The 13,695-nt window shown below is 41.8% G+C and carries 10 protein-coding genes; all 10 read right to left on the reverse strand.

The features are described 5' to 3' along the window. Nucleotides 1–33: 33 nt before the first annotated feature. The 10 genes from mutL to CEF17_RS09235 all read right to left on the reverse strand — a co-directional run bounded on the left by mutL (nucleotide 34) and on the right by CEF17_RS09235 (nucleotide 13,539). Nucleotides 34–1,926, reverse strand: coding sequence for a DNA mismatch repair endonuclease MutL (gene mutL / locus CEF17_RS09190; protein ID WP_100399269.1), 1,893 nt, complete (start codon nucleotides 1,924–1,926; stop codon nucleotides 34–36). A 24-nt stretch (nucleotides 1,927–1,950) separates the two neighbouring features. Then, on the reverse strand, nucleotides 1,951–4,539 hold the full coding sequence (gene mutS, locus CEF17_RS09195; protein WP_442857451.1) for a DNA mismatch repair protein MutS: 2,589 nt from the start codon (nucleotides 4,537–4,539) through the stop codon (nucleotides 1,951–1,953). Between the two features lie 174 nt (nucleotides 4,540–4,713). After that, on the reverse strand, nucleotides 4,714–5,289 hold the full coding sequence (cotE, locus tag CEF17_RS09200; protein WP_100399271.1) for an outer spore coat protein CotE: 576 nt from the start codon (nucleotides 5,287–5,289) through the stop codon (nucleotides 4,714–4,716). 537 nt (nucleotides 5,290–5,826) lie between these two features. Next, entirely contained in the window at nucleotides 5,827–6,258 is a 432-nt protein-coding gene (locus tag CEF17_RS09210) for a YlbF/YmcA family competence regulator (RefSeq protein ID WP_100399273.1), read from the reverse strand. Beyond that, nucleotides 6,259–7,875, reverse strand: coding sequence for a tRNA (N6-isopentenyl adenosine(37)-C2)-methylthiotransferase MiaB (gene miaB / locus CEF17_RS09215; protein ID WP_100399274.1), 1,617 nt, complete (start codon nucleotides 7,873–7,875; stop codon nucleotides 6,259–6,261). It abuts the gene before it with no gap. Between the two features lie 125 nt (nucleotides 7,876–8,000). After that, on the reverse strand, nucleotides 8,001–9,314 hold the full coding sequence (locus CEF17_RS09220; RefSeq protein WP_332835292.1) for an ABC-ATPase domain-containing protein: 1,314 nt from the start codon (nucleotides 9,312–9,314) through the stop codon (nucleotides 8,001–8,003). Continuing rightward, nucleotides 9,287–9,682, reverse strand: a complete 396-nt coding sequence (locus tag CEF17_RS20945) for an ABC-ATPase domain-containing protein (protein ID WP_332835293.1) — start codon at nucleotides 9,680–9,682, stop codon at nucleotides 9,287–9,289. The genes CEF17_RS09220 and CEF17_RS20945 overlap by 28 nt, the downstream gene beginning before the upstream one ends. Nucleotides 9,683–9,772: 90 nt before the next feature. Continuing rightward, nucleotides 9,773–10,639: a 2-oxoacid:ferredoxin oxidoreductase subunit beta gene (locus tag CEF17_RS09225; RefSeq protein WP_100399275.1), complete on the reverse strand. Its 867-nt coding sequence runs from the start codon at nucleotides 10,637–10,639 to the stop codon at nucleotides 9,773–9,775. Next, nucleotides 10,611–12,380, reverse strand: a complete 1,770-nt coding sequence (locus CEF17_RS09230) for a 2-oxoacid:acceptor oxidoreductase subunit alpha (protein ID WP_100399276.1) — start codon at nucleotides 12,378–12,380, stop codon at nucleotides 10,611–10,613. The genes CEF17_RS09225 and CEF17_RS09230 overlap by 29 nt, the downstream gene beginning before the upstream one ends. Before the next feature lie 475 nt (nucleotides 12,381–12,855). Beyond that, nucleotides 12,856–13,539: a GntR family transcriptional regulator gene (locus tag CEF17_RS09235; RefSeq protein ID WP_232725479.1), complete on the reverse strand. Its 684-nt coding sequence runs from the start codon at nucleotides 13,537–13,539 to the stop codon at nucleotides 12,856–12,858. Nucleotides 13,540–13,695: the final 156 nt, after the last annotated feature.

A 13,695-nucleotide genomic window follows, 5' to 3' on the forward strand; every position in this document is an offset into this window, starting at 1 on the left:
TCCTTAAAACCATCATTGTCCTGGTGCTTCAACCTACATAATTCTCTTAAACATTTTTTCCATATCATAGGTGGAATAATGAACAATGATAGGGCGTCCGTGAGGACAAGTAAACGGGTCTGTGCTTTTTCTAAGCGTCTCCAGTAAGGAAAAGATCTCTTCCTCTTTTAGATGCCTGTTCGCTTTGATGGCCGCTTTACACGACATAAGAATAGCTGCTTCTTCACGAAGCTGATGAAGATCGATCTTTCTTTCCTCAAAAAGCTGATCAAGAATTTCTCTGATGGTTTCTTCCTCTTCTCCTATAGGAAACCAAACAGGGTGAGACGTCACTCTATAGGTTAAAGGACCAAAAGACTCCAGAAAGATCCCGACTTCCTGTAATGCTTCTGAGTGGGATTCGAGAATGGCTGCTTCAGGCTGTGAAACCTCCAGAGTAATAGGAACCAGCAACTCTTGCAAGTATGGTTCTACTTCTCCAATTTTTTCTTTGAAATATTCATACTTAATTCGTTCTTGAGCTGCATGCTGATCTATAATGTACAATCCTTGTTCATTTTGAGCTAAGATATATGTCCCGTGAAGCTGGCCGATAGGGTACATAGGCGGCACGCGAGCGGCCTGTGTTTCTTCTGCTGACGTCCAATCCTCCTGTATTTCGGTCTCTTTCAAATCTTTATCTTTAGTACCTTTTTGAACGTCAGATGATAGCTCTGAAAGTGGATATGATTCTTTAACCGTCGATTCTATCACCGGATGTTCATCTTCCTCTTCTTTCCTTTCTTCAATCGGAGGAACCATCTTTCTTTCCATGGGAGGAGGCTGATCCTCAGGAGCGTGTGTCCTCGTTTCAGAAGAAGAGGAAAAACGATTCAAAGAGAGACTTATTTGTTCTGATTTTGGTTTTGCTGCTTTTGGAAGTTCCGCCTGGGGAATCAGCTGTTCCCCTCGAAAAGCATTTCGTATTCCTTCTTCACAGGCTTTTAACAGTTCCTCTTCCTTGCTTAAACGGACTTCCAATTTAGAGGGATGGACATTGACGTCAAGAAGAACCGGATCCATTGTAATATGAAGCACCACAAGAGGATGCCTGCCAATGGGAAGCAAGGTGTGGTATCCCTTCTCAATGGCTTTGTGAAGAGGGAAATGCTTGATATATCGTCCATTAATAAAAATAGAAATGTACTGGCGCGTGGCTCTGGTCACTTCTGGCTTTGCAATGTATCCTTTTATCTCGTAATCAAGAGTCTTCACCGATAAAGGTAAAAACTTCCTTGCCGTCTGCCTTCCATATATGGCTGCAATCACCGGGAGCAGATCGTCATTTCCATTAGTAAATAACAGCTGGCGTCCATTATGAGTCAACCGAAAAGAAATATCCGGATGGGCAAGGGCCTGACGGTTAACCACGTCCGTAATATTGCCGAGCTCTGTATGAATGGTTTTCATATACTTTAAGCGGGCTGGCGTATTAAAAAACAAATCCAAAACCGTAATTTCGGTTCCCTTCCTGCTTTTTGAAGAAGAGGAGGCGATTCGCTTGCCGCCTTGATAACGAATCATTGTGCCCGGCCCCTCTCCATTTCCGGTTTCAACGGTCAGCCGGGACACAGAGGCAATACTTGGCAGAGCTTCTCCTCTAAATCCAAGTGTGGAAATCTTGAAAAGATCCTGCTCATCTTTTATTTTGCTTGTCGCATGGCGGAAAAAAGCATTTTCTGCGTCTTCTCTCGTCATTCCTTCTCCGTCATCTAAGATGCGGATTTTTGAAAGCCCGCCTTCTTCCACATCAATTTCAATCCTTGAGCTATTAGCATCAATTGAATTTTCAACCAGCTCTTTCACCACAGAAGCTGGTCTCTCTACAACTTCGCCTGCGGCAATCTTATTTGAAAGCTCATCATTAAGCATAATAATCTTTCCCATGCCCTCACCTCCATACTGCGTCTATCAGTCTTTTATTTTTTGCTGCAAGTCATATAAAGTCTGCAGTGCCTGAATAGGGCTCATGTTCAACACATCTGCTTTCTTTAACTCTGTAAGCACGCCCTTTGCCTGGGAGGAAGCTTTTTCTTCAGAAGCTTTTGTGTGCTTTAAAGCAGCTGGCTCTTCCTGAAACAGTGAAAGCTGCTGAGGAGACGACTCTTTCTCATTATCTTCAAGAGATCTTGTTTTTACTAAAGACTGTCCACCTTCAAGCTCTTTTAAGATCACCTCAGCTCTCTCTATGACAGAATCAGGAAGGCTCGCAAGCTTCGCTACATAAATTCCGTAGCTTCGATCAGCCTGCCCTGGAATGACTTTATGCAAAAAAACAACTTCTCCGTCTTCTTCCATCGCGGATACGTGCACATTTTTCATACGAGGAAGATTCTGATCCAGGGCTGTCAACTCGTGATAATGGGTGGAAAACAGGGTTTTGGCTCCAATGTTATTATGAATGTGTTCAATAATCGCTTGTGCCAGGGCCATGCCATCATAGGTAGAGGTTCCTCGTCCAATTTCATCTAATAAGATTAAACTGTTTTCTGTAGCCTTGGATAACGCATGATGAGTTTCAAGCATTTCTACCATAAAGGTGCTTTGCCCGGCTGCCAGATCATCTGCTGCTCCTATTCTTGTAAAGACCTGGTCGAATAAAGGAAGCTCTGCCTTTGCAGCTGGTACGTAGCACCCTACTTGAGCCATAATTGAAAGTAAGGCAAGCTGTCTCATGTACGTGCTTTTCCCCGCCATATTTGGACCAGTGATAAGCAGCATTTCACATTCTTTGTCCATGGTGACATCATTGGACACGTATTCACCCCGCTCAATCATTTGCTCTACGACAGGGTGTCTTCCTTCTCTGATTACAACCTTTCTGTTCTCTGAAAACGAAGGCATTACATAGTTTTGTTCTTCACTTAACACAGCAAAGCCCTGAAGAACGTCTATTTCACTAATAATTTTTGCCAATTGCTGTAAAGGAGCCAAGTAGTCTTTCACCCGTTCGCGTATGGCAAGAAACAGATCATACTCCAATTGTTCAATATTCTCGGTCGCTTCCAGTATTAAAGCTTCCTTCTCTTTAAGTTCCGGAGTAATAAAGCGTTCGGCATTCGTGAGCGTTTGTTTTCTTTCATATAAGCCTTCCTCAAGGTAAGGGATATTTGCCTTGGTGACTTCTATGTAGTATCCAAATACTTTGTTGTAGCCAATTTTTAAAGATTTGATGCCAGTTCGTTCTTTTTCTTTTTTCTCAAGAGAAGAAATCCATTCCTTGCCGTTTCGGCTGGCATGCTTGTATTCATCCAGCTGCTCGTGGTAGCCGTCTTTAATCATGCCGCCTTCTTTAATAGAAATGGGTGGCTCGTCTACCAGACTTTTTTCCAGTAAGTCTACTAATGGGCTGCATATATCCACGCTTTCTATTTGTTTGCTCGCGTACTCATTATTTAAAGAAGATATGATTTCAATGATTCCTGGAACTTGTAAAAGAGATCGTTTTAATTGCACAAGCTCTCTCGCATTGACATTTCCGTATGCTACCTTCCCACATAAACGCTCAAGATCATAGACTTCTTTTAATTTGTCTCTGACATCTTCTCTTGCAAAAAAATTTTCAAGCCAGGAGGACACAAGTGAATGGCGTTCCTTAATACTGTCTTTTTCTAATAGAGGCTGCTCTATCCATCTTTTCAGTAATCGTCCTCCCATCGCAGTCACTGTTTTATCAAGCAGCCATAACAAGGAGCCTTTTTTTGTTTTTTCACGGATCGTTTCAGTGAGTTCCAGATTGCGTTTAGAAAAAACGTCGATTTGCATATGATTGTTAGGGTTATAGATTTCCACGGCCTGCAGATGATCTAGCGACCTTCTCTGGGTGCTTGACAAATAGTTGGTCAGCCTGGCATACGTTTGTATAATCTTATCCTGCTGTACATGGCGGCATAAGGAGTGAAACGCATGGTCAACCTCCGCATTGTCTTCATAGGAAACCGTGATCCCCAGCTTCTTGACTTCTTCAAGAATCCGTTCTGGTGCTTCCCTGCAGACAACTACTTCTTTCACAGAGGTCCCGGCAAGTTCTCTGGTCCAATCTTTTGGATCATCAGTAAGAAGAGAGGCCACAGACTCCCCTGTAGTCAAGTCAATTCTTGCCAACGCAACCGTTCCGTCCTCAAAGTCATGTACAGCTCCTATAAAATTGTTTTCCTTCTCATCAATCATTTTTCCATCCATTACAGTGCCTGGGGTAATTAATTGAACGACTTCCCTCTTCACTACTCCTTTGGCTGTCCGAGGGTCTTCCACCTGTTCACAGATGGCTATTTTATATCCTTTAGCTATCAGCTGTGTAATATAATGCTCGGCTGAATGGTAAGGAACACCGCACATCGGAATGCTGTCTTCGCCCTGTCCTCTTTTTGTTAACGTGATTTCAAGCTCTTGGGCGGCCTTTACCGCATCTTCTAAAAAGAGCTCATAAAAGTCTCCAAGTCTAAAAAAAAGAAAGGCATCCTGGTGATCGGCCTTTATTTGTTTATATTGTTTCATCATAGGTGTTTCTTTCGCCACAACAATTCCTCCAAGTCTATCTTTCTACTCGTACAATTTTGCTGTCACATATTATATCATACTCTCTTTCTCTTCATCAGAGGGGCAGTACATGAAGAATAAATAGTAATAATGGAAAAAACAAAGACAAAAGAAAAACACCTGGGTTACAGGTGTTTAGTCTTTATAATCGTGTTTGCCTCCTAGAAAATCCGTATCAATTTCTTTTAATTCTTCATCAGATACTTGCTCATCCCACTTAATGTCCTCATAATCATGGTCTTCAGCATCAGGATGAATTTGGATGCATACCTTTGTTTCTCCGACAATTTCAGCTGCAAACTCGCGCTCCACTTCTACCCTTACCTCTCTGTCTTTGTCTCCAATGGATGCTTCCAATGTATTTGGCTGTTTAATGGTCCTTGCAATCACATCAAAATCATCAGACATGACTTCTTTATCTCTCATGGTTAAAGGGACATACTCTTTATATTGCACATTCTCAGTGGTAACCTCCGTTTTTGTATTATCCTCATAAGAATACCAAATGTTAATATCGTAGAACCCGGCTATTTCAACACTATCTCCTTTGCGGTCAGCTTCATACTTATGGTTAATGATCCAGCACCCTAAAATACTTGAAGGTTTGTGCGGCGTTTTAACGACATGATGCTCTTTTGAATATTTTTTCCCTTTCCCGCAAACTGCTTTCGTGATAATCTCTCGATATTTTATTTCTTCACTGTGAGACATTTCCCTTCCCTCCTTCTTGAATAGCCCCCTGTTGGACGCAGCACGTACAATCAGGCTTTTACCTATACCTATGCAGAACTAATGGTGAATTTGCCTATCCTTTATCTCATGATGTAAATAAGAAAAGTAGTCCTCACCCCTAATACCTATGCACAGGCTCTAAAAACATGAACAAAATATTGTCCGACTCCTCAGCAAATGAAGAAAAATACAAGTGTAAGGAAAAAAATAATTTACTTATCAAGACGTTGCCCTTCTGCGCCTTTTTTAGGGAGAGGAGCCAGGCCGCTTCGATTTTTCAAGCTGAAAATTATGAGCTGCAGGGTCTTGAACTTCTTGTTTACCGAAAGAGTATCGCGAAATCTGCTCAGGCTTTCCAGGAAGAAAGACCTGTCGGGTAAATGGGGATCTAAAGGGTCAGGAAGGATGCTGCCCTTGCTCTTGAAATCAGTTGTAATCGTTTACGTGGATCCTATCTAGACCAAAAAAAGAGGGTATCTCCAAAAGTCAGCCTTTTGGAGATACCCTCTTTGGATCTTATTTGTTATTAATGTTTAAAAACGGATTCTTATTTGTTGTGCCTTGAAGCATATCTCCGCCCATCGAAGTAATAATTTCATCTGTCACTTTATTAGAGATGGTTCCGGAAACAAGCTGCAGAAGTTCATTCACTTCTGTCTGGCTGCTTTTAAACTCATTGACAATTGGAATTTCATCAAGCTGGACATTCAATTCATCAATTTCTTTTTCAACCTTCTTCAATGCTTCACCTTTTTGGTAATGTTGAAGATTAACAGCCTCTTTTTGCTTTTTCTTAATTTGACCAATTAATTCCTGCACCTTTAAGTTCTGGTTGATTTGTTTTTCGGCTCGCTTAAAAAAATCAACCTCTTCTGTTCCTGCAATTAACTTTCCTAGTTCCTTTGCCTGGGAAAGAACTTCTTTTTTTGAAACAAATTGTTCTGACATCTACTTATTCACCTCTGCATGTTCAACAAGTTGGCCATCGAGCGACCACGTTTTAGCCTCTGTTACTTTTACATATACTATTTCACCTATTACAGACTTTGGACCAGCGAAGTTTACGAGTTTATTGGTACGTGTTCTTCCTGACAAGATATTTGGATTCTTTTTGCTTTCACCTTCCACAAGCACCTCAACCACTTGATCCTGAAGTGCCAGGTTCTTTTTAGCTGCAATATCATTGACCACTTTGTTTAACCTGGCCAGGCGGTCTTTTTTTACTTCCATGGGAACATTGTCTTTCATTTTAGCTGCTGGCGTTCCTTCTCTAGGAGAATAAATATACGTATATGCACTATCATATTCCATTTCTTTCATCAGCGAAAGGGTATCCTCAAATTGTTCTTCTGTTTCGTTAGGAAAACCAACGATGATGTCTGTAGTAAAGGAAGCATTAGGAATAGCTTTTTTAATCTTTTTAGCTAACTTCACATAGTGTTCTCTTGTATATTTTCTGGCCATAAGCTTCAGCACTTCACTGTTGCCTGACTGAACCGGCAGATGAATATGCTCAACCAGATTTCCGCCTTTTGCAAGTACTTCAATTAAATGATCATCAAAGTCACGCGGGTGGCTTGTCGTAAAGCGAACACGGGGGATATCTATTTTTCTGATTTCATCCATCAAATCTCCCAAGCCGTACTCTTGATCTAAATCCTTGCCGTATGCATTAACATTTTGGCCAAGGAGGGTAATTTCTTTGTATCCCTGTCTGGCAAGATCCCTTACTTCAGCGATAATATCCTCTGGTACCCGGCTTCGTTCTTTGCCTCTAGTGTAGGGTACAATACAGTACGTACAGAACTTATCACATCCATACATAATGTTCACCCACGCCTGGGTTTTGCCTTCCCGCTTTCGCGGCATATTTTCAACAACGTCACCTTCCTTGGACCAGACTTCAATCACCATTTCTTTCCCATAAAGTGCCTCCTGAACGAGTTGAGGCAAGCGGTGAATATTGTGCGTTCCAAAGATTAAGTCAATATGCTGATGCTTTTGCATAATTCGGTTCACTACGGCTTCTTCCTGGGACATACAGCCACATACTGCCAACATAAGCTCGGGCTTTTCCTGCTTGAGAGGCTTTAAGTGTCCTACTTCGCCAAACACCTTGTTTTCCGCATTTTCCCGGATTGCACAGGTATTAAGCAAAATAAAATCGGCTTCGTTTGTTTCTTCTGTTGCTTCAAAGCCCATACCTTCTAGTATGCCAGCCATGTTTTCCGTATCATGGTAATTCATTTGACAGCCATATGTGCGAATGAGGTACTTTTTCCCTTTGCCAATCTCTTTCATTTCTTCAGGGATAGAGAAATCATAATGAACCTCCACTTCCTCTTTCCCTCTTCGCTTTCCCTTTTTATAATCAGGCTGGTCATTAATTAAAATACTGCGGCCGCCTATTTTCATATATTGTTTGCCGTCTTCTGAAGATTCAATGCTTGCTTTTGAAAAGTCGAAGTATTTATTGTATTCCTTTGGAGTCTGTTTCTTTTCCACTGACTCTGTCTCAGCTTCAGGTTCTAACCCTTGCTGCTGCCTGCGCTGTTCTTCATTCATTGTGTTAACTCCTTTCTTACAGGTGGTACACTTCTATTTATATAAACAAAATGATCTGTTGGAAGACAAAGATACAATAGTAAATTATAACTCCAAATGACTACAAACACAATAATTCCTTATATTTAACGGGGCTTTGCCACTTGAAGGGAACGAAGGCGGTTGATGGCTGCGGCTACTTCCAAGCGTCTTGGCTTGGCAAGCTCCCCCGGATGCTTACCTTGAAAAGAAGAAACCATGTCAATTCCCTTTTCCTCCATTTCCTTTTCAACTCTATCAAGAATTTCAGGCAGAGATGTTTGATCATCAAAAAGCTTGTCAGCACAGTACTTTATAACGGCAGCTACAGCCCTTGTCTGACTGGGGTCAACCAGTTGTTCGACAAAAGAAAGATCGATCGCTTCCCGGCCATAAAAAATGGTGGTTCTCCCTTTGGCGTCCACTTTTTCCTTCTTGCCTTTTCTGGCGTTAAAGCTTTCTTTTTTCACCATTCTTTTTTTGAAATCTCCAAACGATTCATCAAATAAATCCCTTCTTTGTTTGCCGCCCATTGCAATTTCTTTGGCCTTCTCCGTAACATCCACAGGGGTGTATTCATCCATCATGACCACTTTATCAGCAACTTCAAAATAATCTCCTGATCCTCCTACGACAAGGATTGTTGAGATGCCGTGCTCTTGGTACAGACTTGTAACCTTATCTATAAACGGAGTAATCGGCTCTTTCTCTTTAGCAACAAGAGCCTGCATTCGACTGTCTCGAATCATAAAATTAGTAGCGCTTGTATCCTCATCAATAAGCAATGTTTCTGCACCTGCTTCAATGCTTTCCATAATATTTGCTGCCTGTGACGTGCTCCCGCTGGCATTATCAGTGGAAAAGTGTTGTGTATTCTTTTGAATGGGAAGATTCGAAATGAAAGGTGAAATATCCACTCCCTTCACACTGCGTCCATCTTCAGCCCTGATTTTACATGCACTTTCTTCGGTAATCACGTATTCACGGCCATCACCTGGTCTATGGTTATATACTCCTCGCTCAATGGCTTCAAGGAGAGTGCTTTTCCCGTGGTATCCGCCGCCAACGACTAAGTTTACTCCTTTGGTCAATCCCATGCCTTTGATGGGAGAACGGTGGGGAACTGGTATCTCAATTTCCATGGAAGGCGGGGATTGAAAGCTCACTGTCCTTGAAGATTGCAACGGTTTATTGCTTATCCCGCTTTCCCTGGGAAGAATTGAGCCATTGGCTACAAAAGAAACGAGTTTGTTTTTATGTAAATAGGTACGAATGGCTTCTTGCTGGTCAGTAAGGATTAATTGTTCTGTTAGCCTGCTTTCCTCAAAACCAAAGACTGCCTCATTGATTAGAACAGGCAGTTCTTCAGTAAGAATAACTGCAGCCTGCTTTCCTAAGATTGTCCGTCCCCTTGCCGGCAAGGAAGGGACAGACGAAGCTCAAGACCTTTATCAGCTGCAACGCAAGCACTGCGCTCTAAGACCTCCTGACCAGGTGCGTCTATGGTTAAAGAGCGAAAATGATTTTTCTTTATCCTCTCGGCTGCATTTCGTGCAAAATAATCTTCTACAGCAATCTTTCTGGCACGAGAGGAGAACCACTCTTTTTTCATCGGAAACGATTCCTGCTTGATTTCAATTCTTATTTTCGAAGGACTAGCATAGGGATCTGCCTGCACATGATCAATGTGTAAAATAAAACGAGGAAAACGGTAGGTGCCTTTACAATCTTTGTACGCTTTGTATCCTTTATGATCAATTCGATGCAACAATTGTTTTAATTCTTTCATGACGTGTACCCTCCTGCTTACATTTTCCTCCCCTAGCTTACCAAAGGAAATAAAAAGAAGGAAAGGATCTAAGAAGATCCTTCCCTTCGATTACATAAATTCATTTAACAATTCATTAAACTTTTCTTCATCCAAGTCGAGATCCTCGTGTGCGAGAGGAGTTTCTTTATAGCCTTCCACTAACTCCTGATAGGATGGCTTCTCAGTATCTTGATAGATTAATCCGGTTACTAGGCCATTGTTTTCCATGAGCGTCTGCATTGCCTGCATGCGGCTGGATGGATCATATCCTTCTACTGAACTTAATTTCGTTAGATTCTCTTTAAACCAATCATAAGTATTGACCTTATTAAACGTAATACATGGACTAAAGACGTTAATCAACGAGAATCCTTTGTGAGCCATTCCTTGCTCAATTAAGGATGTTAATTCTTTTAAGTCACTTGAAAAGCTTTGAGCAACAAATGTGGCGCCAGCTGTCAACGCTGTTTCCATAACATGAAGTGACGATTCAATCGATCCTCCAGGCGTGCTTTTGGTTTTGAACCCCATTTCACTGCGTGGGGAAGTCTGTCCTTTGGTCAGTCCATAAATTTGGTTGTCCATGACGATATAGGTAATATCGATGTTTCTTCTGATCGAATGGATCGTATGGCCCATTCCGATAGCAAAACCATCTCCGTCTCCTCCGGAAGCAACCACTGTAAGGTCACGATTGGCCATTTTCACGCCTTGTGCTAAAGGCAAAACTCTTCCATGCACGCCATGAAACCCATATGAATTAATATAGCCGGAAAGGCGTCCTGAACAGCCAATTCCTGTGACCAAAGCTAGTTCATGAGGTTCCAGGCCTGAATTGGCAGCTGCTCTTTGAATCGCTGCCTGGACGGAAAAATCTCCACACCCCGGGCACCAATTAGGTTTAACCTTATTGCGAAACTCTTTCAATGTTGCCACGATGTGCAGCCTCCTTGCATTTATTATGAATTTCTGATGGAAGAAATGGGTTACCGTCATATTTCAAAATATTTTCGATATGGGCAGCCCCTGTATTTAAGCGAATAATATTGGCAAGCTGTCCGGTGGCATTATTTTCAACAACGACTACTTTATCAGCTCGGTCCATAAGCGGCTTAAGTTCATCGCTTGGGAAAGGGTGAAGAAGCCTGATTTGTGCATGGTTTACCTTGACACCATCTGCTTCTAGACGAGGAATTGCTTCACTGATCGTCCCCCTTGTTGAATTAACGCCAATAACCAAAAGGTCAGCATGGTCATGGGTGTCTGTATAAGCCACCGGTGTATCAAATCGGTCTGAAACAGCGGAAAGCTTCCTCATTCGCTTGTCCATTTGGTCTTTACGATTAACCGGGTGTTCAGAAGGCTTTCCTGTTTCATCATGCTCTACTCCAGTCACATGAAAAATTCCATTTTTTGTACCTGGGACCACACGAGGGGAAACGCCATCATCCGTTACGGCAAAACGTTTAAAGTATTCTGCCGGATCCTGTTCCGGAAGGTCTGGATGAAAGTCCAATTTTCCACGGTTAATGGTGATTTTTTCATAATCAAGAGGCTCTACTGTCTGTTTCCCGAGTGAAAGTGCCAGATCTGTAACCATAATGACAGGGCACTGGTACTCATCTGCCAGGTTAAAAGCTTCTATCGTATCGTAAAAGGCTTCTTCTACTGTACTTGGAGCCATCACAATCTTAGGGATTTCTCCATGCGTGCCGTAAATCATCGCCATTAAATCCGATTGTTCCTGCTTTGTCGGCAGTCCGGTACTCGGGCCGCCCCGCTGTGTATCAACAATTACCAGAGGAGTTTCTGTCATCCCTGACAGACCGATCGCTTCTGTCATAAGAGAAAGTCCGGGCCCGGCTGACGCTGTTAATGCTCTTACCCCTGCATAGTTAGCCCCAATGGCCATAACTGCTGCCGCAATTTCATCCTCTGTTTGGATAACAGTTCCGCCAAACTCTGGAAATTTCTTAATGAGATATTCCATAATTTCAGAGGCGGGGGTTATCGGATAGGCCGGCATAAACCTGGCACCGCCAGCGACAGCTCCCAGTCCGATCGCGTCGTTGCCGATCATAAACATTCTCTTTTTCCCGTCAGCTTCTATTAAATGATATCTCTCTACTTCACCAGCCTGGTCTTTGAAAAAGGCTGCGCCCTGCTGTAAAGCTTCCATATTTTTCTCAACTACCGCTTCCCCTTTTTTCCCGAATATCTCTTGCACGACGTTTCGGTACAATTCAGGAGCAAGGCCCAAAACAGCAGCAGAAGCTCCGACAGCTACCATATTTTTCATCAAGGAAGTTCCTAATTCCTTAGCAATCTCTGAAAAAGGGACAGGATAAAGTTCTGCCTTTCCTTCCTCAGGAAGAATAGGAGAAAACTTTGCATCGGCAATCACAATGCCGCCTTCCTTTAATTCATGAACATTCACATCTATTGTTTCCTGGTCAAACGCTACTAATATATCAAGATCATCCGAGACAGAATTTAACGGTTTGGTACTTACACGGATCTTGTTATTAGTATGTCCGCCCTTAATTCGTGAAGAAAAATGCCTGTATCCATATAAATAATATCCTAAACGATTTAAAGCAATAGCGAAGATCTCTCCTGTACTCTCAATCCCTTCACCTTGCTGACCGCCAACTTTCCAGGAAAGTTGATCAATCATATCATCCAACTCCTTCTTGTCCATTTATAGAAATAAGGTATATGCAAACAACGATATAGATTCCTATTCAGGCCAGAATTGCCGCCTAAATTCCTTTTTTAATCTTAGAATGAAGCGTAGCAAAAAGCAAGAACGCAAAACCTTAAAAATATCACTGCATACCGGTAATCAGAGGCCCTTGACCTTCCGATTTTTCACTATTAATTTACCTCCTCCAAAACTTTAAAATAATAAATTTCAAAACTTGCCTCGTTGTGACAAAACCGGCATGGGCTTTTCATGTCATTTCTTTTAATATGGGGTGCGTGGAGCAATTCAATTCCATCCTTAACATGGTCGCTGCAAACTAAGATCATTTTTCTTCCTCCACCTTTCCTAAAAGAAAAATTCTTATTATGGTATACAATATACCATAATAAGAATTTTCAGACAACAGTTTCAGCAATAAAAAAAGGGCGATGACAAGAATTTATCATTACCCTTCAGAAACTTGTTTGTTTTTACTGTTAATTGCTTCAATGTAGGCTCTCTTGGAGTTTTCGATGTGAATCTTCGTAAGGTATTCCGCCATCTCGACCTCATGGTCTCTCACAGCTTTTAAGACAGCTAAATGCTCTCTCATGGACTCCTCCATCCGCCCTTTAAGCTTATGGCCGGTGGAGGCAAAAGCGCGGATATAGTCCATTAAGTCTGTCAGCATTTCATAAAGCTTAGGGCTTCTTGCCGCTCTATATAAAGCGTGGCTTATTTCAATATGAAGTTGAGAAATTTCAGCTGAATCCTTTTTCTCCAGAGCTGTCGTTATCTTTTGTATATATTGATCAAACTTCTCTTTTTCAGTCTCTGAAATTTTCTGTGCAGCCAACTTCGCCGCCAACACTTCTAGTGAAGATAAAATCGTAAACACTTCGATAACTTCTTCCGTGGAAATTTGTGAAACAAGCACTCCTTTTCGAGGAACCGTTTTAACAAAGCCTTGAGACTCCAATCGAAATAGTGCTTCCCTGATTGGCGTTCGGCTAATGTTCATTTTTTCAGCCAGTTCTCGTTCAACCAAACGATCACCAGCTTTATACTCGCCCTCTAGAATCATATTTTTCAAATATATATATGCTCGCTCCCTGATGGATATAATTTCCTCTTCAAACCAGCCTTTCAATGAAATCCCCCCCTTGTTTTCTACCTTATTCCTAAAAGTATACCGTATTTCCTGCATTAAACCAATGAAACCAACTTCCGTAGCTTATTTCAGTAAAGAAGAAAACCGATAACGCAGAAATTCTCATCGTTTTCTTTTTATTATATAGCACTTTGT

It is taken from the genome of Bacillus sp. FJAT-44742 (genome assembly GCF_002797315.1).
Classification (GTDB): domain Bacteria; phylum Bacillota; class Bacilli; order Bacillales; family Marinococcaceae; genus Thalassorhabdus; species Thalassorhabdus alkalitolerans.